The 26,598-nt window shown below is 39.4% G+C and carries 11 protein-coding genes; all 11 read left to right on the forward strand.

Annotated features, from left to right (window positions below; genetic code table 11):
* The first annotated feature begins 49 nt into the window (after window positions 1-49).
* The 11 genes from B2M23_RS11600 to B2M23_RS11650 all read left to right on the forward strand — a co-directional run bounded on the left by B2M23_RS11600 (window position 50) and on the right by B2M23_RS11650 (window position 26,596).
* The gene (locus B2M23_RS11600) at window positions 50-2,755 is read left to right on the forward strand and encodes a bacterial Ig-like domain-containing protein (protein ID WP_038352241.1); all 2,706 of its coding nucleotides are present in this window, start codon (window positions 50-52) and stop codon (window positions 2,753-2,755) included.
* Window positions 2,756-2,833: 78 nt separating this feature from the next.
* Complete coding sequence (locus B2M23_RS11605) at window positions 2,834-3,565, forward strand: cohesin domain-containing protein (protein ID WP_038352240.1); 732 nt, start codon at window positions 2,834-2,836, stop codon at window positions 3,563-3,565.
* A gap of 24 nt (window positions 3,566-3,589) precedes the next feature.
* Window positions 3,590-6,784, forward strand: coding sequence for a leucine-rich repeat protein (locus B2M23_RS11610; protein ID WP_038352239.1), 3,195 nt, complete (start codon window positions 3,590-3,592; stop codon window positions 6,782-6,784).
* A gap of 66 nt (window positions 6,785-6,850) precedes the next feature.
* Window positions 6,851-10,249 carry a leucine-rich repeat protein gene (locus tag B2M23_RS11615; protein ID WP_038352238.1) on the forward strand — a complete coding sequence of 1,133 codons (3,399 nt, stop codon included), beginning with the start codon at window positions 6,851-6,853 and terminating at the stop codon, window positions 10,247-10,249.
* A 59-nt stretch (window positions 10,250-10,308) separates the two neighbouring features.
* Window positions 10,309-12,078 (forward strand): InlB B-repeat-containing protein, encoded by a 1,770-nt coding sequence (locus tag B2M23_RS11620; protein ID WP_038352237.1) that lies wholly within the window; start codon window positions 10,309-10,311, stop codon window positions 12,076-12,078.
* Window positions 12,079-12,100: 22 nt separating this feature from the next.
* Complete coding sequence (locus tag B2M23_RS11625) at window positions 12,101-13,573, forward strand: bacterial Ig-like domain-containing protein (RefSeq protein WP_052237228.1); 1,473 nt, start codon at window positions 12,101-12,103, stop codon at window positions 13,571-13,573.
* A 99-nt stretch (window positions 13,574-13,672) separates the two neighbouring features.
* Window positions 13,673-15,874: a lectin-like protein gene (locus tag B2M23_RS11630; protein ID WP_081571204.1), complete on the forward strand. Its 2,202-nt coding sequence runs from the start codon at window positions 13,673-13,675 to the stop codon at window positions 15,872-15,874.
* A gap of 33 nt (window positions 15,875-15,907) precedes the next feature.
* The gene (locus tag B2M23_RS11635) at window positions 15,908-19,711 is read left to right on the forward strand and encodes a bacterial Ig-like domain-containing protein (RefSeq protein WP_081571205.1); all 3,804 of its coding nucleotides are present in this window, start codon (window positions 15,908-15,910) and stop codon (window positions 19,709-19,711) included.
* Window positions 19,712-19,723: 12 nt separating this feature from the next.
* Window positions 19,724-20,914 carry an Ig-like domain-containing protein gene (locus B2M23_RS11640; RefSeq protein ID WP_038352234.1) on the forward strand — a complete coding sequence of 397 codons (1,191 nt, stop codon included), beginning with the start codon at window positions 19,724-19,726 and terminating at the stop codon, window positions 20,912-20,914.
* A gap of 7 nt (window positions 20,915-20,921) precedes the next feature.
* Entirely contained in the window at window positions 20,922-21,662 is a 741-nt protein-coding gene (locus tag B2M23_RS11645; protein WP_081571206.1) for a dockerin type I repeat-containing protein, read from the forward strand.
* Between the two features lie 68 nt (window positions 21,663-21,730).
* Window positions 21,731-26,596 carry an Ig-like domain-containing protein gene (locus tag B2M23_RS11650; RefSeq protein ID WP_038352232.1) on the forward strand — a complete coding sequence of 1,622 codons (4,866 nt, stop codon included), beginning with the start codon at window positions 21,731-21,733 and terminating at the stop codon, window positions 26,594-26,596.
* Window positions 26,597-26,598 lie beyond the last annotated feature (2 nt).

Consider the following 26,598-nt stretch of genomic DNA (forward strand, 5'->3'; position numbering starts at 1 on the left):
GTACAAAATGTACTTTATATATAAATTTATAAAAGAAAGAGGTTAAAGCATGAAAAAGAAGTCATTGATGAAAAAAATGACCAGTCTGATTGTGGCTTTGGCATTGATGCTGACAATGATACCAGCTGCATTGGCAGAGGAGCCAATGCGTGTATCATTATCAACGGAAGCTGGAGAGATCAAACCAGGCGAAGAATTCACTGTGACGGTTAATGTGTCAGAAGGCTCAAAGATGGGAGCCTTCGATTATACCATTAACTACAATTCAGATGAAGTGGAAGTGGTAAAAGCCGTTAAAGGCGATGCCTTTAAACGATGGACTGATCGTCTCGATGAGGAAGGAAAGAGTTCCCCGACCTGGACGATTAACAAAGAAATCGCAGGCGAATTAAATCTTGCGATCGCCTCTCCTGAGTGGATGACAGAAGGAGGTGCTCTGCTCGTTGTGACCTTTAAGGCTAAAACCAAAGCGGTTATGGGGGATGCGCAGATTACACAGACCATTAAAAACTGTGAACACGCTAAAGGTCAGGGTGCAATGGAAACTGTACCTGCAATCAATGAAGAAGATGTTACCATCAAAGATAAGGTGAAAGTCGACCCCGATGTCAGTGCTGTCACATTAAAAACTGCGCCGACAAAGACCAGTTATATTACTGATAAAGAGACATTTGATCCTGCCGGCGGCGTTATCACTGCGACCTATACAAATGAGGCCACTCAGGATTTTAATTTGACAGCAGAAATGTGCAGTGGTTATGATTTGAGTAAATCCGGTAAGTATGCCGTTGATGTTACTTATAAAAATGTTAAGGCGGCAAAAGGTTTCGATATTACAGTAGCCGAACGTTCAATTACTTCAGCGGTCTTTACGGAGCCAACGGGAGATCAAAGAAACTATCTCCAGGGAAAACCTGAGCAGCATCTGGATTTAACAGGAGCTTTCTGGCAAGTGGAATATAGTGATAGAACCAGCGAAGAGATTGCTGTGACAGAAGCAATGTGCTCTGGCTATAATCTTGAAAATGCTGGCAATCAGAATGTAACGGTCAGGCTTCCAGGATGGGACACCGCAGGAAGTTTTGAAATTTATGTTAAAGCCAAGACGGTCACGACAATTGCAATGGATTCTGCCCCTGCAAAAACAGAGTACGTTGCAGGAAAAGACACCAAATTAGATGTTTCCGGCGGTAAGTTGAAAGTTACTTATGATAATGGTGTCACGGAAAGCATCGCTCTGACAGATGTAATGTGTTCAGGATACGACTTAAATACGCTGGGTACTCAGACAGTGACGGTTACTTATGGTGAAAAGACAACGTCTTTCACGATTAATGTGCGCAAAGAAATTGACAGACTTGAAGTGACACCGCCAACAAAATTAGAATATGTTGAAGGACAGACTTTTGACCCAGCCGGAGGAAAAGTCAAATTAATCTATACAGACAAAACTGAAGAAACCGTTGACCTGACAGCCGAAATGTGTCAGGGAATGGATATGAGCAAAGCTGGTACCTACGCGGTCATGGTTAGCTGCCAGAATAAACAAGTGGAGAAAGCTTTTGATGTAAAAGTCATTCCTAAAACAATTGTAGCGGCACAGTTTACCGCACCAACCAGTGACCAAACAAATTATCTGGAAGGAAAGAAGAATCAGCATCTCGATCTGACAGGAGCCCACTGGACAGCACAGTACAACGATGGCGATGAAAAAGAAATAGCAGTGACAGAAGCTATGTGTTCGGATTATGATTTTAACAAACCGGGCAATCAGACCGTAACAGTTACATTGCCTGAATGGAAGACGCCAGCCACTTTTGCTATTACAGTTATTGAAAAAACTGTTACTGGAGTTTCAATGAACACTCTGCCGGGCAAAACGGAATATATTGCCGGACAGGACATGAGCTTAGATGTAACAGGTGGAAAACTTAGCATCGTTTATGATAATGGCAATTCCGAAATTGTTAATCTGACAGCGGATATGTGTTCAACAGTCGATTTGACAACACTTGGCGTACAGACCGTCAAGGTAACTTATGCCGAAAAAGAGACAAGTTTTAATATTTCAGTTAAGAAAGCTTTAAAAACGATCGAGTGGAATACCGAACCGACGAAAACGACTTATAAACAGGGCAGTGCATTTGCCGCGGATGGCGCCATTAACGCAATCTATACAGACGGTTCAAACGCCCTGGCTATTCCGGTAACAGTAGAAATGTGCTCTGGCTACCAAATGGAAAAAGCCGGGAAACAGGTAGTGGTTGTCACTTACACTCAAAAGGCTGAAGATACAATTGTTGCAGGAAATAAAAGCTTAAGCTACACAATTGCGATTGATGGGATCACGCTGAAAACAACACCGCAGAAATTGGAATATAAGATGGGTGAAGCATTGAATCCTGCAGGATTATCTGTTGTTTTCTATGACAGTACAAAAGATGCTGAAGCAACCATTGTATGGGAATCCACTTTGCTTAAAGTAAGCGGATATGATGCAAATAAAGAGGGGACTCAGAAAATTACGGTTATTTATACGGATCATAATACTAAGGAAGAATATCAGCTGAAGGATGCCTTTGAAGTAACAGTTGTTAAACAGATACCAGTCAATAACGATAAAAACAAAAAGGACGGCAAGAATAATTCTTCTAATCCGTCTACAGGTACTGCAGCAGGTAGTGCGGCAGTTATCGCTGCTTTGTTTGTACTGACTGCAGTTGGTATAAGAGCTTATCAAATACGCAGAAAATGAAGAATAAGCATTAAAAAATAATGATTGAAAGGGGCGGAGTGATGACTTCCGTCCTTTTTCATAAAAAGGAATGAGTACATGAAATCAAAAACATCTTTTTTAATCCTATTATTATTGATAACTGCCATCATTTATACGCCAGCCGTTTTTGCGCAGCAAGGCGAAACAAATATTTCTAAAACAGAAGAAAATGATATGGTAATCTACAGTTTGAATCTGGCACAGAATTCAAATATTCAAGCAGCCGATTTTGTCCTTTCTTACAAAGGAGAAAATCTGGAATTTGTGGAAATAAAAAATGGGCCCCTTGCGTCTGCAGAAAATACGATGGTGGCCAGAAATCATGTAGCTGAGGAAAAAAAGATTTATTGCAGTTATGCCTCGCTTAACCCCAATGAGAACGGCGGTACGATTTTAAATGTTTACTTTAAAAAAATATCCAATTCTTCGGAACAGCCGGTTGTAGGAATCGAAGTTAAAGATCAGTACAATGAAAACAATGAGCTTATGAGCGAAAAGTTGATAACAGGAGACCTATCGGTGGCGGCTGTAGAAACGGATAAATCCATCAATGACAGCGACGCTCCATCAACAGCTCTAGAAGCGTCGGAAGAAAATATTCCCGTTCAAATTGATAATATAAACGAGGAAACATCTGAGAATAATAATGTAAACGATATGAAAAGTAATACTGATACGTTTTCCAATCAAAGGATGATTTCAGCGATTGTTGTAGGAATGATTCTCGTACTGCTCATCGTTGTTGCGGTGGTGGTAAAGAAAAATAAAAAGAATTCCAAAAACAGCTGATGGTAAACTGAAAGGAAATAAGAAATGAAAGTTAAAGAATTTTTTGCATTGATCCTGGCGCTTGTACTGTGTATAGTGGCAGTGCCCGCCAATGTCTTTGCAGAAAACACAGTGTTTACAGAACCCGTTTTAGTAAATGAAGAAATATCGGAAAACCAGGGAAGTAAAAAAACAGAAGAAAAAGCCACAGATAAAGCGGACATTAAAGCTGAAGAGCCGGAGAGGACGGAAACGCCTGACAGCACAGAAGAAAACAGCGAGGCTTTGGATTTACCAAACTTTAATTTGCAGCAGACAGAGCCAGCAGCGGAGAGTTTTGAAGAATACTACGGAGCAGCAGCTAAAGACATTTTAGAAGAAGGCGATTATCAGTATAAAAGCATCGAAAATGGCGTTGAGATTGTAAAGTATACTGGAAATGACGCGAAAGTCGTTATTCCAGATACTTTGGTAGAAAAAGAAGTGGTGTCGATTGGCGAAAAGGCTTTTGCCAATAATAAAACTCTTGAGAGTGTTGATATCGGAAGAAACGTTCAAAAAGTCGGGGAGTATTCATTTTATTATTGTGAAAAGCTTAGTGATGTGAATATACTAGCATCGCTAACAACGATTGGAAACAATGCGTTTTCAGGATGTTACGCTTTATATAATATCGAAATTCCAGCCAGTGTCGCCACTATTGGGGAAAGTGCTTTGGGATCGTACAGCGGCCTGAAGATTTTTGGCGAATGGGGCAGCGCGGCACAGATTTATGCAAGTCAAAATGGATTGACGTTTATTGATGTAAAAGGCGCAAAAAAATCGGGCGATTTTTATTATGAAGATGCGATTTACTTTGACCACTCAACTCCAGGAGCAAGTGCTGAATATCGTGGCATCCGTATTCTCTCCTACGAGGGCGATGCAGCAGATCTGAGGCTGTCCGTTTTAGAGGGGCAGAAGATTGTTGAAATTGGAAAAAATGCCTTTAGAGGTAATGGTTTCTTGAAAAATGTTTCCTTTGGACCGGAGATTAGATTAATCAATAATGGAGCCTTTGCTGAATGTAAAAATTTAAAAAACATTGAGTTAAATAAAGGCCTGATTGAAATTCAGTTTCGAGCGTTTGGAGCAACCGCGATTGAACAGGTGGTCATTCCCGAGTCTGTAAAAATTTTAGGAGGGAGCACTTTTTCTGGATGTAAGAAACTGAAAATTGTAGTGACCGGTGCTGGCGTTACGGAAATACCAGATTCCTTTTCAGGAGAGTGCGAGACTTTAGAAGCGGTAACTTTCAAAGGACAAATTACAAAAATTGGATCAAGCGCCTTTAGAAACTGTAAAAAGCTGACCGACTTTGAAATTCCCAAAAGTGTTATCACTATTGATTATGGTGCATTTGCTTATTGTACAAATATGCATTTTATTGAAATTCCAGAAAACGTCACGAATATCGGAGGGGGACTCTTTTCAGGTATTGAATCTATTGTTATTAAAGGCACGACAGGAAGCGCCGCAGAGCAATATGCGATAGAAAATAACCAAATTTTTATAACAGATCGGACATCCAAGTCCGGTGATTTTTATTATGATGATGTGGACGGCGGTGTGAAAATTATGGGTTACACGGGAACAGATAAACCAAAACTGACACTTTCAAAAATTGAAGGTAAAAACATTATTGAAATTGGTTTTAATGTCTTTCGCAGTCATAGCGAACTGATAGAAGTAAACTTTGGAACAAGTGTCAAAAAAATTGGCAACTACGCGTTTTACTATTGCCAGAATTTATCGACGGTTCATTTAAACGAAGGCCTTGAAAAAATTGACCACCATGCTTTTAGTTATTCTGGCGTAACGACCATTGACATTCCGGATTCTGTTAAAGAACTTGGAGTATATGAGTCAAAAGAACGAGCGGATTCTTTATCGGGATGTGCTATTTTTGAACAATGTAATGATCTAAAGTCTGTTACAGTCGGTGCGGGACTCAGCGTTATACCGGCAAAAACTTTCTCATATTGTGAAAAGTTAAAAACAGTAGATTTTAAAGAGAAAAGCAGCCTGATTGAAATCGGTTCATGGGCCTTTGCCGGGTGCGACTCAATCAAACAGCTTTCTTTACCGGAGGGTCTGCAAAAAATTCAGGATTATGCATTTTATAGCTGTGATGAACTAAACAAGGCGATAATTCCGGCAAGTATAACAAATATTCATTCTAACGAAAATCAGCACGCTTTTAGCTCAGATAATTTACTGTGCATTTTTGGCAAAAAAAATACTCAGGCAGAAGCTTTTGCAAAAAGATCTGGTATTCCATTTGTCAGCGAACAGACGCCGAAAGAAAATGGATATTATTATGAAAATATCGAGGGCGGCGTAAAAATTATCAGAGCAGAGAACACCGGAAATGCATCGCTTCCAGAAAAACTGGGCGGAGAGCCGGTTATTGCCCTTGAAAAAGCGTCCTTTGTCGGAGATATGGATTTAACAGAGGTTAGCAGTGCGAAGCTTAAATCAATTGGAGGCTATGCCTTTAAAGGCTGTGAAAATCTTAAAAAAATAAATATCGGCAGTAAGCTGGACACAATTGGAGAATGGGCTTTCAGCAAATGTAAGGGACTTGAAGCTGCTAATATTTCCACAAAGGCCTTAGGTGCCGGAGCTTTTACTTATTGTGACAAACTGTCCAGTGTAACCCTGTCAGATCTTGAAAAACTTGAAAGTACAACCTTTGGTCGCTCTGGATTAAAATCGCTTACTTTGCCAGATACCATTAAAATATTAGGAGAAGAGGCGATTCTTCAAAGCAATTTGGAAATAGTCCGAATTTCTTCCCAAGCACAAAATGTGACTCTAGAAAACAACTCCATGGCTTCCGATCATCTGAAGTCTGCTTATTTGCCCTCAGGCGTAACGATTATTAGAGAAAGAACCTTTGGATGGCAACCGCCAGAAGATTTAAGTATTTATGGTGAAGCAGGGACAGTGGCGGAAGCTTATGCCAATGCACACAACATTACTTTCAGCACAGAAATGTGGCAGCAGGGAGATGTCAACAAAGACAGCAACATTAATGCCTCTGACGCCTTGATGGACTTACAGCACGCGGTCAAAGAACTGACATTGACGGACAGTGATTTTGTCAGAGGTGATGTCAATAAAGATAATGTCGTCAATGCCTCTGACGGCTTGCAGATTTTAAGGTATTCGGTGAAGGAAATTAATCATTTTGATTGAGTGTGGGTTATAAAAATAATAAAGCTCAGGAAATAATGGAGACTTAAGACGAAAGGAAGACAAGAAATGAGAATGAAAAGATCCTTGGCGCTTATAATGGTGGTAGTGTTATGTGCAGCAGTACTGCCCGCCAGCGCATTTGCAGTGAACGCGGAACTTTCGGAACCTGTTTCATTAAACGAAGAAGCAATTTCAGAAGAGCAGAAAAACGCGAATACAGAAGAAACACTCGTGAATGAAAAGGAAATTAATCCTGAAAACACACAGGACGCCGAAGCACCGGACAGCCAGACAGAAGACAATAATACTTTGGATTTACCCGAGTTCACGATGCCTGAAACAAAAGCGAATGAAGAGATAACCTCTCAGCAGGATAAAGCGGTTAAAGTGGCAGCCCAGACAGGAGAAGAATCGATGACTGCAGAGGGCTTTAAATACCGAGAGATAGAAGGCGGTTTGGAGCTCTGTGCTTATACAGGAACAGCAGAGGATGTGGTTATTCCAGATACCATTGATGGAAAGGCAGTTGTCGCAATTGGAGATATGGCTTTTTGGATCAATGATTCGATCAAATCCGTTGTGATAGGTGAGAATATCCAGAGAATTGGAGAAGAAGCATTCTATTCCTGTAATCTGTTAAGCCAAATAACTTTTTCCAACAGTGTCAGAGAAATTGGTAAACAAGCGTTTTATCATTGCCAAGCATTAAGCAAAGTAAGGCTTCCTGACAATATTATTGAAATTAGTGAATCAGCCTTTGCGTCGTGTATTGTGTTAAGCCAGATCAATATTCCAGGCACCATTACAAAAATTAATGATCGTGTATTTAATGGGTGTAACGAATTGATCAAAATTGAAATTCCAGCCAGTATTAAGGCGATTGGAGAATTTGCGATACCGCAGAGAACTAAAATCTATGGTACGTCGGGCAGTGCAGCTGAGGTGTATGCAACTAAAAACTACAATACTTTTATCAATGCCAATAGCCATCATTCCGGTGATTTTTATTATGAGGATTATCAATATTATGGCGAAAACGGCAGTGAAAATGGTGTGAAAATTCTCGCCTATGAAGGCAGTGATACAGAACTGAAGCTGAGCACGCTTGACGGCAAAAAAATTCTGTGCATAGGAGCGAGCGCTTTTAAAGGGAATAAAACGCTTCAAAGCTTAACTATTGGTAATGAAGTAAAAATCATTGAGCCGTATGTTTTTAGTCTATGTGAAAATTTGAAAGCAGTGAATTTATCAGAAGGGCTGGAAAGCATTAGTGCTGAGGCCTTTTGCAATACGGGTATTGAAGTAATCGAGATACCTAATTCTGTAAAGATACTGTACAGCGGTGTTTTTTCAAATTGTCATTTATTAAAAAAAATAACAACCGGAACAGGCATTACAGAGATTCCATATGAATTTGCTTCCGGTTGCAGCACTCTGGAAAATATTGTGTTTAAAGGAAACATAACAAAGATAGAGGAAAAGGCTTTTAAAGATTGTTTAAAATTACGTAAAATTGACATTTCTGAAAGTGTCATTGAAATAGGGCGTGATGCTTTTGTACAGGGTACCACCATTGTCCACGGAAAGGCAGGAAGTTACGTAGAGCAATACACTAAAGAAAACGGTATCGTTTTTGTCGGCGAGAATACCCAGAAATTAGGGGACTTCTATTATGAAGCCGTTGAAGGCGGCGTCCGGATTACAGGCTACACAGGAAATGCTTCGAAGCTGACTCTTCCGGAAAAGCTGGGAAATCAACCTGCAGTGGAAATTGGTGTTTCTGTTTTTGCCAATAATAGCAATCTGGAGAGCGTAATAGTAGGGGGAAGTATCAAAACGATTGGAGACTATGCTTTTACCAATAATAATAATTTGAAAGATGTCACGATTAGTGGAAACGTAAAAACCATTGGCGATTATGCCTTTGCAAATAATAATAGCCTAAAAAGTGTTACAGTCGGTGGAAGTGTTGAAATTATTGGAAATAATGCCTTTAAAAACTGTGGAAGCTTGATGGATATCCACTTAAATGAGGGCCTTCAAAAAATTGAAAGTGGAGCTTTTTATCAAACAGGTCTGACTAGCCTGTCTTTGCCGGATTCTTTGGCAGAAATGGGAATTAGCGCCTTTGAAGGCTGTAAGAAGCTAACTTTTGCTCATGTGGGCAGTGGACTTAAAGCGATTCCGAATAGAGGATTCTGGGATTGCGGAGAGTTAGAAAAGTTCGAATTTTCAGAAAATAGTGCATTAGAGAATATTGGGGATTTGTCCTTTTCTCATTGTGTATCGTTGCAGGAAATTAAGTTTCCTGTAAGTTTGAAAAGTATTGGTAGCAGAGCTTTTGGAAATTGCCAAAAATTAAAAAATGTTGTTATTCCAGCAGTTCAGTCAATTTGGCGGGACCAGCGTCCATATGGGGATTCCTTCAATGAATGTTACGGTGTTATCTTTTTTGGCACACGAGGTACAGATGCCGAGGCTTTTGCCAAAGAAAAAAATATTCCTTTTGTCACAAGCGAAACCAGTCGCGATGGTGCTTATTATTACGAAGACGTAGCGGGTGGCGTTAGAATAGTGATGGCAGAAGATCCAGGTCAAAAGGATATCCCGGCAGCGCTTGGTGGAAAAACAGTGGTTGAAATTGGTCAAGGTGCCTTTGCCAATGATGCCGATCTGGAAACTATTTCCGGCAATAATCTACGCACTATCGGAGACGTCGCTTTTGGTCATTGTGAAAAAATAAAAAGGATCAAGCTTGGTGATCAGCTGGAAACAATTGGCAGACAGGCCTTTATTCATTGTGAGAATCTTATGGAAGCCAAAGTACCTAACAGCACAAAAGCAATGGGAATAGGTGCATTTACTTATTGCGAAAGCATGACATCTGTAACTTTGGGGACTGGACTTGAGACTATTGAAGCAGAAACATTTTCATGGACTGGCCTTAAAACAGCTACCTTGCCGATTTCTATTAAAAATATCGAAAGATACGCTTTTAGCAATACATTAGAAGACCTGATTATCCCGGAAGGGGTGCAGAGTGTGACCTTGAAAAAAGATGCTTTCGGTGATGATGGTTCCCGTATAAACTATATGCCGAATCTCAAATCACTGAGAACAGTTTATCTGCCAGACGGAGTCACGACCATTGAAGATAAGGCTTTTGGCGAAAGACCTTCAATCTATTTGACGATTCACGGCAATACCGGTTCGGCAGCGGAGACCTTTGCGCAGAAAAATAACATTACTTTCAGCACAGAAATTTGGCAGCAGGGAGATGTCAACAAAGACGGTAGCATCAATGCCTCTGATGCCTTGATGGACTTACAGCACGCGGTCAAAGAACTGACATTGACGGGCAGTGATTTTATCAGAGGCGATGTCAATAAAGACAACATCGTCAATGCTTCTGACGGCTTACAGATTTTAAGGTATTCGGTGAAGGAAATCAATCATTTTGATTGAGTACGACCAGAAAAAGATTGAGAAGACGACAAATACCTTAATGAAAAGGAAGGTGTGAAATGAAATTAAAAAGAACTATGGCAATTATGATGGCGGCAGTGCTGTGCACAACAGCACTGCCCGTCAGCGTCTTTGCAGAAGACACAACTCATGTAGAATCGGTTTTAGTGAATGAAGAAATGTCTTCAGAAAATCAGAGAAATGGTGAAAATGCGGTTGAACAGACCGAGGAAGAACGACAGGCAGATTTGAAGTGTATTGAAGCCATGCCTTGGTCTGACGATCTGCAGATGACAGCAGCTCAGGCGGCAGCCAGCCAGTTGATCGATGATGAGATCACGGTCAAGAGCCGTCTGGAAAGCATTCAGCATTCAACATATCCAGACGGGTCAAAATTTGAAGAAGAGGGATTTTACGGAGCGACTACCTGTTTTGGTTTTGCAAAGAAAATACAGTATCTTCTGTTTGAAAATATTGTTTCATGGAATTATGATGGCTCTGCCAATTCGGGACTCATAACGATTGGATCGGTTAGTCCAAACTATACAGCGGATAATGTCGCTAGTCTTCTTTCGCAGGCACAGGTTGGAGACCTCCTCCAGCTTGAAAACGGCAACGGTTATTCACAGCACTCTATGATTTTCGGAGGACGGACAGCCGGCGGCTTTATTATCTATGATGCCAACTGGGATAGAGCCAACACCGTTTTTATCCGTGAGGTTGGTTATGGTACGTTTTCTGGAAGACAAAATCCAAAATTATCGCTTCTGCGCAATACCAACTACCCCAAAAAGGCTGTTAATGATGTGAAAGCGCCAACTGTGTCGGATGTGGTCATTTCGGATGTATCGCCCTATGCTTATCAGGTTTACTGTAATGTAAGTGATGATGTCGCTGTTAAATCTGTCAGAGTTGCGGTGTGGACAGAGAAAAATGGACAGGATGATTTGAAATGGGTTGATGCGGCGGTCAAGGACAATACAGCATCGGCAATCATTTACCTTGGCGATCATAATTACGAAGAAGGCATCTACCATACGCATATCTATGCTTACGACTATTCGGGGAAACAAACAGGAGTTGCTGCGTCGGACACAGCTATTGACTATACAGCGCCTGAACTGGCAGAAACGCAATTTGTTAAAAAAAATCACAGCCGTTTTGTGATCGGTGGAAAGGTAGAAGATATGATTTCCGGTGTTGACCGTATTGAAATAAGAACGGTCTGGCCGGGCGGCGAAGTGACAGAAAAAGCAGTGATAACAGGAAACAACTGGGAGTATGCTTTTAATTTTACGGATCATCAGGCAGGTTCTGGTTATTATTACATTTATATAACAGCTTATGATAAAGCCGGGAACAGCAACTATAACTGGTCACCGACATTGTCAGAATATTTTGACGTTCGGCTTGTTCAATACATGGTTAATTTTGATACGCAGGGCGGAAATACAATGGCATCTGCGCTGGTTCAGGAAGATATGTTTCTAAAGAAGCCGGAAGATCCGCAACGGGAAGGCTATATTTTTAAAGGATGGTACCAGGATAAAGCATGCACAAAAATCTGGAACTTTGATAAAGATCGTGTAGAAGAAAATAAAACCTTATACGCCGCCTGGGCGGAAAAGGGAATCCTCGGCGATGTGTATGAAGACGGCAGTATCAATTCATCCGATGCGCTTTTGTGCCTGCGGCATTCGATAAAGGAAGTTTCATTAAAAGGCAATCAGTTTAAGCAGGCAGATGTTACCTTTGATGATAAAGTGAACGCTTCTGATGCCTTGCAGATTTTGAGGTATGCGGTGAAAGAAATCAATCGTTTTGATTAAATCAAAGAGACAGGAAAAACAAATGAAAAAAGTGATAAATATACTTGCATTCATCGTTCTGGTACTTTTAATTGGAATATTTCCAGTATGTGCGGAAAATAGTGGTGTCGAGCAAAGTCAAGTGATACAGATTAATAAGACAAATTTTCCGGATGAGAATTTTAGGAGTTATGTAAAAGATGAAGTGGCCAAAGGCGGAGATGTTTTAACACCGGAAATGATTGAACGTACGAACGCTATCTTTGTAAGTGAGCGTTTGATCAAGAATTTGGATGGGATCCTTTATTTTAAAAATCTTGAAAACTTGTTTTGCAGCAATAATTATCTGACAGAGTTAGACGTCAGGGGTTTGATACATTTAAAGAATTTGTCCTGCTTTGACAACTATTTAGGAGTATTAGATTTGACAGAAAACTCTGAATTGGAAAATTTGTTATGCTGGAATAATCGGATAACTTCAATTCATTTAAAAGAAAACAGCAGCTTAAAGCAAATTACATGCAATTTAAATCAATTAGAAACTTTAGATCTAGATGAAGCTATTAATCTTGAGAAAATCTATTGTTCAGAGAATCGTTTAACGCGTTTAAATGTAAATGAATTAAAAAAACTAACACAATTGTACTGCAGCAATAACCAATTAAGTAGTTTAGATGTGAAAAACAATGAAAACCTGACAGAATTAGACTGTTCTTCAAATCAATTGAATGAACTGGATTTGAGTGGAGCGACTTATCTCAGATCGTTAGCGTGTTACAATAACTGTCTTGCTAAATTAAACATAGAGAAAAATACTTATCTTAACAGCGGCACATCCTATACCTCAGGGCAGACGGTCAGTGCTTTGAAAGTAGTGGAAAACACCAATGGATTCGAAATGGATTTAAAAGCGCTGGATCTGATGGAGGAAGATTTTGAAAAGATAACGATGACTGGTGGTGGAGTATTAAATAAAGAAACTGGAATTGTAACGTTTATCGACCGTCCATATGCCGTTTATTATGAGTACAATACAGGTAATAAAGGCCTGGAAATGCGTGTTGATATACCCATTAAATCAGTTTCTGAGATTACACTTGTGCAAATGCCAGTCAAAACCCTTTATGCTTTTGGTGAAGATTTAGATTTGGCAGGATTAAAGATCGAAGCCCTTTATAATGACGGCAGCCGAGAAATAGTTAATGAAAATTTACAGGGAATGGGATATAGCAGTGAAATTGCCGGAGCGCAGACACTAACAGTCATATATAAAGAAAAGACTGTTCAGTTTACAGTAGAGGTACTGGAACCGGAATATCTTTTAGGAGATATTAATGCCGATATGGCTATTAACTCATCGGATGCCCTTCAAGCATTGCGCCACTCAGTTAAAGAAATTGTTTTGACCGCTGATATGTTCATTCGCGCGGATGTCACAAAAGATAATCTTGTTAACGCTTCAGACGCCCTGCAGATTTTGAGGTATGCGGTCAAAGAAATCGATCGGTTTGAATAAGTTATAGCAGAGCCTTGATGTTATATTTGTAAGCATACAGACCGATTTACTAGGTCTGTATGCTGCTGATGAAAATTTATATAGAGATAAGGTGACGAAATGATGAAAAAAGTAATGAGACGAAGTTGCTTTATATTATTTTTTACGGTATTGCTAACTACTTTAGTACCAATTTCCAGAGCAAATGCAATGTCAAAATTTGAATTTGATCAAAAATTAAACGAAGCGCAAATTGAATATTGGCACGGGAAAAAACAAACGTTTTTTGACCATGGGGAGACTTGTCATGGATATGCTAGGCAACTAACAAAAGTTATATTTGGAGTGGAATGTGGTAATGGCCTAGGAAAAGGATGGATTAGGATTGATGCGAATTCAAATGATTCGAAAATTAATAATGTACATATAGGAGATCTTGTTCGTTTTCGCAATACACCTTCTCTTGATCATACAATCATTGTTACTAATATCATTGGGGATACTATCATTTATACCGATTGCAATAGTGATGGACAGTCAACGATAAAGTGGAACCAGCAAATATCAAAGGGGACACTTGCGGGGAAATTAAGTCAGCCACTAGTTTTTAATCAAGGAGCTTACGGTTATATAGCACATTATGCAGCTAATCCTGTCCAATCCACACTCCCCTGTGAACACGATCTGGATTCTCCAAGGCAAGGAGACTGTGTTTTTGGCGATGGTTTTATCCTTCAGGGCTGGGCATTAGACGGCGAGGGAATATCCAGAGTGACCTATACCATTTTTAATGAAGCAACAGGAAAGACATCGCAGGAACAAGACATGCAGATGGGAATGGAACGAATTGATGTTTACAATATATATCCACAGTACAATAATCGAAATGCCGGTTATTATAAATATATCGACTCGCGGGAACTGGAGAAAGGACATAATATTATCGATGTCTATGCGTATACGCCAAGCGGCAGAAAGCATATTGAGCACAGAGGTATTTTGTTTATTGACGATACAAAGCCGGTTTTGACTAATGTTGAAATTATTGATTTAGGAAACAAGGGGTTTACGGTCACAGGAAAATGCAGTGATGAAGGCAGCGGTGTGGATAAAATAAGGATTGCGATTTGGTCAGATAAATACGGACAGGAAGAAAATCTGTGGCATGATATTGGGGTTGGGCCGGATCAACGGTTTTATTACCGGGTTAATTTTGATGAATACCATGGAGAAAAAGGGCCGTATAATATCCATTTATACGCATATGATCGGGCGAAAAACCCGGGATTTGATGCGATAGTCGGGTACGTACCAATGCTAAAACCAGCTCAAATAGAAGAAAAAAATGGACATCTGTACGCACTTTATGATACATCTTTGACATGGGCAGGTGCAAGAGATCAGGCGGTGTTTATGGATGGACATTTAGCGACGGTGAATTCTCAGGATGAACAAAAATTTCTGACTGCGATGGTGGAAAAGGGTGAGAAAAATAGTTATTGGATTGGGGCGGAAACGCAGGATTATCAAATATGGCGTTGGATAACAGGTGAAAGTTTTGACTATAGGAACTGGTCACAGAATCAGCCGGATAATTATGGCAATATTGAAGATAAGGCAGCGATTTATTCAGCAGACGGGACATGGAATGATTTGAACAACGAAGACCGTTATGGAACCGGCTTTATCGTTGAATATGAATTGCAAAATAACGAAGGCAGTAAAATGCTGAACTACAATGGCAAACTCTATACGCGCTATGATGTCAGCTTGCCGTGGAATGAAGCGCAGAAATTCTGTGAGATGAAAGGCGGAAGATTAGCAGTTGTTAAAGATCAGGAAACACAAAATATATTAAAAGAACTTATCCAGGATGGTGGGCGTTCCGAATATTTGTTGGGTGCCTCGGCTGAAAAAAATAAAGGAGAATGGAGATGGATCGATAATAGCCCATTAACCTACACGAATTGGGGAATAAATGAACCCAATAATACCTCCAGTTGTGAAGAGTATCTTGTTATGGGCGTGGATGGTTGCTGGAATGACCGTGCGACTTATTTTGAAAATATGCAGACGACGCTAGGCTTTATTTGTGAACAGGAGGAAAAGCCTGAAGTAGTTTTGAAAATTGGCGATGTAAATGATGATAAAATCATTAACGCAACCGACGCATTGATGGTACTGCGCCACTCGGTTAAAGAAATCACGCTTAAAAACAATGAGTTTATCCGGGCGGACGTCACAAAAGATAATACAGTTAACGCAACCGATGCATTGCAGATTCTGCGCTATGCAGTCAAAGAAATCGATCGTTTTGATTGAAAAAAGTGTTTTATGAAAGACAGGTAATAAAGGATGAAAAAGAATAGATTATGGTTGATTAACATTTTAGTTTGCTTTTTTCTTTTAATTGGCGGAACTGTTTATGCCGAAGAAAGTAATTCAGATGCTTTAATAAATGCGGGGCATACTCCGATACAAATCGAAAAAAGTAATGAAATGGGAACTTCTTCAGAGCAAGTGAATGAGGGAAAACTGGAGGATAAAAACACCTTATCCACTCATTTTGTTTCAAAAAAGGATATTAACCAAATAAACGTTAATAGTGTACAAGCATCTGAAGACGCGAAAAAAGCAATAGAAAACTTCAATTATTCATCAAACTTGAGTTTCGAAAACAGAGCTGTATCAAGGCAGGAAGAGAGATGGGGCTATCAAGATTTGGACAAACGGTCAAATAGTGCGGCTAGAAAAGCATTGTATTCAGAAATCCAAAATGCAGCAGCTGACTTTGAAAAAAGCAATGTAAATATTGAGAATAAATTTGAAAATAAAAATGTATTTGCAAGTATTGACCTGTCTGCTCTTGGTTTATCGGAGACGGAAGTGGTCGAAACCTATAAAGTTTTCACCTATGATCATCCGGAATATTATTGGCTTACGAATAGTTTGACTATTATATATAGTGATAATAATCCTAATTTACTTTTATCCGTTTATGATGAGTATGTTTTATCAGAGGAAAGAAATAAATGTGATGCAGTCATCCAAAATGCTATTTCAGAGTATGAAGCGTTGACCGTTGGAATGGCAACAAATTATGATAAAATTCTCGCGGTTCATGACAAAATCATTAAGGATATTGACTATGCGTATAATGAAGCTGGAGATCCGAAGACCGCTGTTTGGGCACACAATATTATGGGGGTTTTTGAAAATAAATCGGCTGTTTGTGAAGGATATGCCCGTGCTTTTCAATTAATTATGAATCATTTTGGTATTGAAAACGTGTATGTTACCGGATTTGCTGGAGAAGACCACGCCTGGAATATGGTAAAGCTTGACGATGGTCAATACTATTATATCGATACTACTTTTGACGATCAGCCTGCTTTTCCGGGAGGGGTGATGTATGAATATTTTAACGCACCAGTAGCGCAGTTTGAAGCGATACACACAGCGGAACAACCAACTGGAATAGGAATCGATTTTCTTTATGAATTACCAAAAGCGTCTGAGAATGACGCCTATACTTATTATCGAAAAATGAACGCCTACGCTGAAGATGGAACAACAGATGATTTAGAAGCGATCCTTAACCATTATGTGGAAGCTGCAAAAATGGTGTCGGATTCAGACAGAAATGTCATTGCGATAAAGACAGACAGCAGTAATTTCCAGAACACGTTTAATATGCTTGGAATGTACTATGATATGGATATTGAAAAAAATGCATTAGATTATTATCTTCAGGAAGTTAAAAATTCCGAAGGACAGTGTATCGGCGGCGGTGATGTAACTATCAGAGCTGACGCAGAGCATCACACCATTTATATCGCTTTGGCAGAGCAGCCGGAAATGGCGGAAGCGTACAAAAATGGCGAATCTGTTGGTAAATTTAAGTCTTTTACAGAGGCTTATGCGATGCTAACAGATGGCCAGGCGGATTATACTTTGAAAGTGTTAACAGAGTATGCGATGTTTCCGGAAAATATGCCTGCGTATGATAATGTACAGATTGAAGGATCACTGTTTTATGATGGTTTTTCAATTGGCGACGAGAAAGTCTATCACACTTCAACTTTATATCTGACAAAAGATTTTACTTTTAGTAAAAATATCACATTTAAAAATTTAACAGTTGAACCGGCTTTTGTACAGTATAACAGGCGTCATATTACTTTGGATCAATGTACCATGAGATTAAAAGGCGAGCCGACATGGGTACGATTTGGAACTACTTTTTTCTGGGTTAGTTTTGATGAAAAAAGTGAATCTACCATTATAATCGAAGGGGACAGACAGGATCATAGTCAGGATCAACCTCAAAATGAAAAGAATTCTGGCGGTTCGTTTAACTATGGACGAATTGGTATCAGTAAAATCAAATTGATGGAAGTATCGCAATTGCAGTTTTTAAATATTATCGGGAGAATCGGCCAAATTGAGACAGGAGCGGTAAGAAATTCACAGGATGAAGAGATAAGACACAGTAATGCAACAGTTCTTTATAATGAGGTGAATAATATTGAAGTTGGTTCTGTGCATATCTCAAAAGATGCTTATCTCACCTCAATGGTTAGCCTTGATACTAATGCCTCCACTATGGAGTCAATAACCGGTGACAAAAATGATCATATTGATCCAAATCTGACTTTTGGAAATTGGTACAATAAAACAAATCAGTACAATCAAATATATTTGACCTGCCGTCCAGAAGAACAGGTCAATAGCGCATTGTTAAACTTTAATTTGTTGGGAGATATCATCGAAGGTGATTTTCATGTTTTATGGAACGAAAGCTCTGAGGAGCCTTGGCAGGAGAAAGACTTTGTATTTTTGAAAGCACCGGCATTAGAAGAAGAAAATGTAACTTTTCAAAAAAGTTGGAATCATTTTTTAACCAGTAAAAAGAATGAAAAGGGTGAATTTGTTTTGTCGAAACAAATTTATTGTGATGATGTAAAAGCAAAAGACAACATTATCGTTGTTGAAACTGGTCAAAAGAAGAAGTTTGATTTTATTTATTATCCTGAAAATCATACCGAAAAGTATACCGAGGTTGGATATTCAACGCTGGATCCTCAGATCGCTGAGATTGATGAACAAGGTTTTATAACAGGAAAATTAGTGGGAACAAGCGATGTAACTGCCGTTTTAGGCGGATATATCGGAATAGAGGCGACGGTGAAGGTAATAAATGGCGGCGAGATAGAGAAGCTGGAGCTTTTATCAAAGCCAAAGAAACAGATTTATTATGTCGGGGATTATCTGCAGACAGAGGGAGGAGCATTAGTCGCGCGGTATAAAGATGGAAGTTCTGAAGAAATACCCATTACCACAGATATTTGCAGCGGTTATGATAAAAATAAACTGGGAAAACAGAGGATAACAGTTGCCTATCAAAATCAAAAAACCGAATTTGAAATTGAAATGCAGCCGACGATTGAAGCGATACAGAGTATTGCTGTAAAAGAATCGAATGCATTGAAAAAGACATATTATTATCGTGAAGATAGTGGACGCGACAATATCCAACTTGAAAATGAAAAGCTGCTAGTCACCGATGCAAATGGTCAAATTATGGAAATTGATATGAGTGATAAAAGTGTAAAAATTCAAAAGAACTGTGACTTCTCTCAAAAAATCTGCAAGATCAATATTACATACAAAGGAGTAGGCACAAGTTTTGATATCCCTTTAGTCAGTATTCCAATGGGTACGACATGCATTGTTGACGCACCGTTAAAAACATCTTACAAAATTGGTGAGGATCTAAATCTGGCGGGAGGAAGCTTCAGTTTATATTTTGAAGATGAGCGCATCCAAAATGTTCCTTTAACCGACCCGGAAGTTCATATCAGCGATTATGAAAAATATACAACGGGAACACAAAAAGTTAATGTTGAATACAGAGGATTCAGCGCACCTTTTGAAGTGACCGTTTCATCAAATATTTTTACCTTTGGAGACGTCAACGCCGACAAAGCGATTAACGCATCGGACGCGCTTTTAACCTTGCGTCACTCGGTAAAGGAAATAATTTTGGAAAACGAGCCGTTTACACGGGCAGATGTGACGAAAGACGGAATGGTCAACGCGTCGGATGCACTGCAGATACTGCGGTACTCGGTGAAGGAAATCGAAAGCTTTGATTAGAGAGGAAACGAAATGAAAAGGATAAAGGAAACGATTTTACTAATCTTATTGGTGCTTGTGTGTCTTGCCGCTGTTCCTGTGGGCATTTTTGCAAAGGGGGAGATAAAAAATCAGGCTTCAGAGACTTCCAATGATATTAAATCACTGGAAAAATTAAATAGCTCTGAATTGAAAATAAACCATGAAACCCTGGATATTTCGTTGGAACGCTCAGAAAGACTTAAAGTCACCAATGCCGAAGGACAGGACGTCATGGTTACGTGGTCGAGTGATCAGCCAGAAGTGGCAAGTGTGAGCGATACAGGTGAGGTTTACGGAAAGCATGAAGGAACCGCCAATATTACCGCCATCGCAGAAAACGACGGACAGAAAATTAACTGCCAGGTGACCGTTTATGGGTTTATCTTTCAAGTAAATAATGGGCGTGCCACAGTTTTTCACTATGATGGTATGGGCGGAAATATTATTGTGCCCGCTACGTTTAATGGTGATCCTGTACATATTTTAAGTTTCACGGCTAATGGGGAACCCAAATTAGAACAGCCGATCCGTAGCATTGTTTTCTCAGAAGGAATTGAATACGTATCATCAACGGCTTTTTATGGCATGGCGGATCTTGAATCAGTAGAATTTCCATTGACCTTTAAAGGGGACTCCAGTGGAAAGGTTGACCTTGGCAATACAAAAATTAAAAATTTAGATGGTTTTAAGAAGGTAACACAAATCAGAGAACTGGACGCGTATAACAATAAGCAGCTAACAGACATCAGCGGAATAGCTGGAATAGCCGGACTCGAGGTGATAGGATTATCAAACGCCTCTGTTTCAGACATATCGGTATTATCGAAGCTTACCAATTTAACACGTGTTGGGCTTAACAATACGCCAATATCTGATGTTTCACCTATGTCCTCTTTAGAAAATTTAAAAGAAGTCAGCTTAGGTGGGACAAATGTCAGCGATGTTCATTTTTTCAAAAATAAAGGGCTTAAATATTTAGAACTTGCAGGAAGCAAGGTTTCTGATGCGGATAGGCTGTCATTTGTTAAAGTGTCAAATATCACTTATTATCTGGAATCCGACCGTTATCAGGAATATTCCTTTTACGACAGATATCCGATGGGGTGTTGCCAGAGTATAAGGAAGGATCATCATCTTATGAGCTATCCTTTGAGATGGAAGATCCGAGTTAGCAGTATTTAAGACATTCGTGCTCAGTTCATCATTTTTACTTACTCCATTAAAACCAGATCAGACAATCTGCAGATTACGACTGAATGACGCCGTAACCGATCCTTTTACGATAACGATCTCCGATGGCCGCGTCGAACATCTTTATGAACAGAATATTTATTTAGAAGTCATCTATCCTAAAGATGCCGTGCCTGATGGATATCACGTGCAAATTGACAATGTGACTCCCGATGAAGCCGATAAAGCCGCAATTTTAAGTGCTTATCCCAATGCTAAAATATGTCATTTCTACGAACTTTCAATGGTTCATGAAAATAGGAGCAAAATTACAGATTTTAATAAGCCGGTCACCATCCGGCTGCAAATACCAGCCTATGTTGATAATCCTAAAAAACTGACCTTTGTTTATTTTGGCGAAAAAGGACCAGAGACTTTAAAAACAACCATCTGCACGGATGGTTACGTTGAATATCAGATTGGCCATTTCAGCAAATATTTTCTAATTGAGACGGAAAATGAAAACCCAACAACCACTGTCCAAACAGAAAATCCAGTTTATCCTTTAGGAGATGTCAACGTCGATAAAGCGATTAACGCATCGGACGCGCTTTTAAACTTGCGCCACGCCGTTAAAGAAATCACGCTGGAGGGTGATGCGTTTACTCGCGGAGATGTCACTTTTGACCAGTCAATTAACGCATCTGACGCACTGCAAATTTTGCGGTATGCAGTCAAGGAAATCTCAGATTTTAAATAAAGTACGTAAAGAACGTAGATAAAAATGAGTACACGCGCGATAATGAGTAAAGTGAATGGAGAAAAGAAATGAAAAAGTTTAAACAGTCAGTGGCTTTTCTGACGATTCTGGTATTCTGTTTTTTAACGTTGCCAACAAATGTTTTTTCGGAAGAATTGTCAGATCATCAAACGGAGAAATTGGTAGAAGAGGATAATCTACAGATCGAACAGTTAGCATCAATAAACCAGACCCAGATTATTACCGGAGAAGACTGCAGCGGTTATATTGATGAAAAAGGTAATCTATGGACATGGGGAAGTAATAATTATGGTCAATTGGGAACCGGTAATTATGAAAGTCGGAAAAAGCCAGTTTTGGTCATGGAAAATGTTAAACAAGCGGATTTTGGCCGATACTTTGGAGCTGCCGTTAAGACAGACGGCAGCGTATGGACTTGGGGATTTAATAAAGGGGGCTGTCTGGGCAACGGAAAAGAGGAAACGTCAAACCCAACCCCAAGTATGATAATCGAAAGCGGTATTAAGTCGATCAGTATGGGTCTTTTAAACGGTGCAGCCATTACGGAAGGTGGGACTCTGTTAATATGGGGAGGCAACGGGAGCTTTCAGCTTGGCGACGGTGACCGTGCGATGGATGCGATTTTAAAAGTTTGGAATACCCCACGAGAATTAATGCAGGGAGTTAGTGCAGTCAGCATCGAGGGAGAAAATGTTGCGGTGGTAAAAAATGATAGCAGTTTGTGGACCTGGGGAAATAATGTGAGTGGGCAGTTGGGATATACCTTGCAAAATGGGGAGTTAATATCTCCAACACCACAGGTTGCTCTAAATAGCGTCGAAGATATTTGCCTGGGAGATAAGTATGTCACAGCGTTAAAAACGGACGGAAGTCTCTGGACCTGGGGCGAGAATAGTAGAGGGGAACTGGGGGATGGAACCACAGTGAGCCGTACGGAACCTGAAAAGATTCTGGATGACGTAAAGACCATTGGAAATGGCTGTGCAGTTAATAATTCAGGCGATTTACTAACATGGGGAAACAACAATGTTGGCCAAGCAGGCGATGGAACAACAGAGATGAAAAGTACGCCAGGTGTTGTTTTAGATAATGTAAGACAAGTGAACCGAAGCAGCAGCCACAGTGGGGCGATTAAAGAAGATGGGACAATCTGGACCTGGGGAAGTAATCGAGACAATGCACTGGGTAATCCTTATCTGTATGAGTATTTTCAAACAACCCCACAACAAATTTTTGTACCCGCGCATGCGGAAAATGAAGTGACTGCTTTTAGCACAACGGGTGTGCTCATCATTGATGAAGATACAGAACGGCCGATTCCAGATGTTTCCATAAAGTTAAACAATGAAAGCATCGCAGAGGCAACCGATGATCAAGGCTACTCGGTTTTGAATTTTGGAGATTCCATTGAGGGAGAAATAAGTTTTGAAAAAGAAGGGTTCGAGACAAAGATTATACCGGCCACTGAAGTAGAGGCAGGAAAAATAAATAGAATCCTTATGAAAAATGCAGATGGAATCCCGGATTTAATACTGCCAGAAGACATAAAGGTAGAGTCGGACACCCTGAATGGGCCTTCCATTGAATTTTTTGGCGAGGAGTTTTATCTCTTTTCTACAGATATCAAAATAGATATTCCTTTTGGAGAAGTGGTAAAAGAAATTGATCGTGAGAAAAAAACGGTAAAATGTTTATTAGGCATAGATCCTAAAGAATTTAAAGACTTTGATTGGAAAAAAGATTATAATGATTACGTCAATTTTATTAAGCAATATGGCGCTAATAATGGTATTGCGAATTGGAATAATAGCATTTTAAGAAATAAAATACTAAAAAATAATAAAAGTAAAATTGGATTTTCGTTAGATGCAAAGGTAATTGGATATATCGAATATAGCTATGCTTCGGGGATTATGAAGCCTGTAGAAGGAGGCCGAATCATAGAAGGAAGCGCTAAAATAGGGGGAAGTATTCCACTGTCTACACCAGTTTTCTACTTTAAATGGGAACTTAAGGGAAAAGTGAAAAGTGAAACAGAATGGGTTCTCGTCAATAAAGGAGATCATATTAGCATAGACACATATTTTGATAGTGAACTAAGTTGTATTCCTTTGGCAGGTGTAGGCGCTGGGATTGAGAAGATAGCTGGCGCAGAAGTAGGAATAAAAGGGGCAGTGACGGGGACGGCTAAAATTGATACAACGATGTCAAAGTATGATTTAGAAGAAATTTTTGGTGCCAATATATCGGCTTCGGTCTATTTTAAAATATATGCTTTCTTTTTTGAGACAGGTGATGAACGGACATTTATGCAATGGACACTTTATCCTAATAAAAAAAGACCAGATTACAATGGTAGCGGCGGTGGTGGTTTCCGATTTAATAGTTTAAACAATGAAAAAAATCAGTTAAAATCGATTCCCAGAGATTACTTAAATCAACCACATGCGGCTGTTCAAAAAAGAAGTTTAGCGGCTAACGTATATGAACAAAAAAGCGTTTATCCAAATGGAGAGCCCAGACTGATAACATTGGATGATGGGAGAGTGATGGCTTTCTGGATCGGTGATAATGGTAAAAAGTCAGACATGAACCGGACAACATTAATGTACACAATCAATACGAACGGTGTGTGGAGTGAGGCAGAAGCGGTTTGTGAAACAGGCCGTGCCGATTTTTCGCCGACCGTTTATGTCAAGAATGGTAAAGTTCGTCTTGCATGGATTAATGCGACAAAAGAATTTAGCGATAATACGACATTAGAAGACATGGCAAAGAATGTACAGATTTCAACCGCTGAGTTTGATGGAAATACTTTTAGCTCGCCTGTATATTCAAATTCAGGAAAAATGCCTTTGATGCTTCAAATAACAGAAGAAAATAATAATCCGGTTGTTTACTCTGTCTTAAACAGTGGAAATGATCCGTTTATGATGACAGGTACGGAAACAATTTACCGTCAGGAAATGCTAAATGGTGTCTGGGAAGAACCGCAGGTCATTCAAGATAACGTGAAAGGACTGACTGGTCTCGCCTGTGAAGATGGCCGGATGCTTTATTCGAAAGATAAAGATGGCGATTATACGACAAACGGTGACAGCGCTGTTTATGAAGTGACTGCGAATCAATCGGCAGTACAGATTTCAACAGATGGCGCAGATGTAGCTGGTTTACAGTATAGCGGTGACCGTTTTTACTGGTTAGAAAATGGCAAACTATATGATGAAAAAGAAAAGATATTGACGGACATTACCTGCACAGGGGATTATCGGATTATTAATCTTAATGGACAACGGGCTGTCTTAACGACAGATAAAGTCGATCAAGATTCCTATGCAGAAGAAATTTTTATTGCCTATGAAAATGAAAATGGATTTGAACCGGCAATGCAGTTAACAGATGATAAAAAAGGAATACGTTCCTTTGATGCAGTCTTTGATGAAAGTCAAAAACCAGTAGTTGCAATGAACCAAATCAACTTTCAGACTGAAGGTGAAAAAGAAGATCCGTTTGGAATTACCGATTTTATTATTCAACAAGAAGAAAATCGGTACGATTTAGTTGCTTCACAATTTATGACATATGATAGCAAAAACATTGCTCCAGGCCAGGATGTTAAGCTTACAGCAGAGGTGAAGAATGAAAGTACTGAAGATTTTAATGATGATGTAAATGTCTGCTTAATTGATAAAGATGGTAAAAAAATTAGCGAGTTTGAGTACAATTTGAAATTATCTACAGGAGAAACTGATTATATTGATATAAATTATCCTCTGCCTGAAGATTTAAAATGTCATGAGATAACCGCTTCAATAACACCTAAGAATATCGTTGACAATAACTTAAACAATAATATAGCAGAGGCGACAATAGGTTATGGAGACGCAACCATTACAAATTCATATTATATAAACGCATACGGAGAAGGGCCGACATTATATGCAACTGTAATGAACATCGGTTATGAAACATTAAAAAATGTACGAGCAGAAGTCTATCAGGATGGGGTGATGGGAGAAAAGCTTGGATCAATTGAACTTGAAAGTATGGAACCGGGCCAGGAAAAAGAAGTAACATTCCATATTGACGAATCCTGTATAAAACATAATAATGAAAATGATGGTAAACAACTCCATGTGGAAATCTTAACAGACTCTCTTGAAAATCGAATGGATAATAATGGCGCGGATGAGTTGGTACTTGCACCTAAGACCCGTTCGATTGAGCTTTCTAAAAAAGAAGCGTTAATCGCCTCTGGTCAAACCATACAATTAAAAGCTATAAAAATTCCAGAGACATCACTAAGTGAAGTAACTTGGCTTAACAGTGATACTCAGGTTGCGGATGTTGATCAAAATGGGCTGGTAAAGGGTCTGAAGCCAGGAAGTACAGTAATAACAGTGGTATCTAATGATCAAGTGGCTAACTGTACGATAACGGTAAAAGATGGCGCTATAATACCGATAGAGTCTGTGACGCTTGAACCAAAAGATGTGAGTCTTCATGTTGGTGAGACTTTAATGTTAAAAGCATCAATATTGCCTGAAAACGCATCGAATAAAACATTAAAATGGGAAAGCACCGATTCAAATATAGTGACCGTAAATAATGGAAATGTGATGGCCGTAGGTGTAGGGGATGCTGTCATTACAGTGACAACAGAAGATGGAAATAAAAAAGCGTTTTGTTTTATCAATGTTTCGGAGGAAAATGGCATGCTGGGGGACATTAATCAGGACGGTAGTATAAACGCATCGGATGCTTTATTGGCTTTGCGCCATGCAGTTAAAGAAATTGTACTGTCAGGAGATCAGTTTATCCGCGCTGATGTTACAAAAGATAATGTCGTCAATGCTTCTGATGCATTGCAAATTTTGCGATATTCTGTAAAAGAAATCACTGCTTTTGAATAAAA

This window comes from Eubacterium limosum (genome assembly GCF_000807675.2).
GTDB classification, from domain to species: Bacteria; Bacillota; Clostridia; order Eubacteriales; family Eubacteriaceae; genus Eubacterium; species Eubacterium limosum.

Excerpts from the sequence above, each read along its gene's own strand:
- B2M23_RS11600 (WP_038352241.1), top strand. The coding sequence starts at position 50 with ATGAAAAAGAAGTCATTGATGAAAAAAATGACCAGTCTGATTGTGGCT.
- B2M23_RS11605 (WP_038352240.1), top strand. The coding sequence starts at position 2,834 with ATGAAATCAAAAACATCTTTTTTAATCCTATTATTATTGATAACTGCC.
- B2M23_RS11610 (WP_038352239.1), top strand. The coding sequence starts at position 3,590 with ATGAAAGTTAAAGAATTTTTTGCATTGATCCTGGCGCTTGTACTGTGT.
- B2M23_RS11615 (WP_038352238.1), top strand. The coding sequence starts at position 6,851 with ATGAGAATGAAAAGATCCTTGGCGCTTATAATGGTGGTAGTGTTATGT.
- B2M23_RS11620 (WP_038352237.1), top strand. The coding sequence starts at position 10,309 with ATGAAATTAAAAAGAACTATGGCAATTATGATGGCGGCAGTGCTGTGC.
- B2M23_RS11625 (WP_052237228.1), top strand. The coding sequence starts at position 12,101 with ATGAAAAAAGTGATAAATATACTTGCATTCATCGTTCTGGTACTTTTA.
- B2M23_RS11630 (WP_081571204.1), top strand. The coding sequence starts at position 13,673 with ATGATGAAAAAAGTAATGAGACGAAGTTGCTTTATATTATTTTTTACG.
- B2M23_RS11635 (WP_081571205.1), top strand. The coding sequence starts at position 15,908 with ATGAAAAAGAATAGATTATGGTTGATTAACATTTTAGTTTGCTTTTTT.
- B2M23_RS11640 (WP_038352234.1), top strand. The coding sequence starts at position 19,724 with ATGAAAAGGATAAAGGAAACGATTTTACTAATCTTATTGGTGCTTGTG.
- B2M23_RS11650 (WP_038352232.1), top strand. The coding sequence starts at position 21,731 with ATGAAAAAGTTTAAACAGTCAGTGGCTTTTCTGACGATTCTGGTATTC.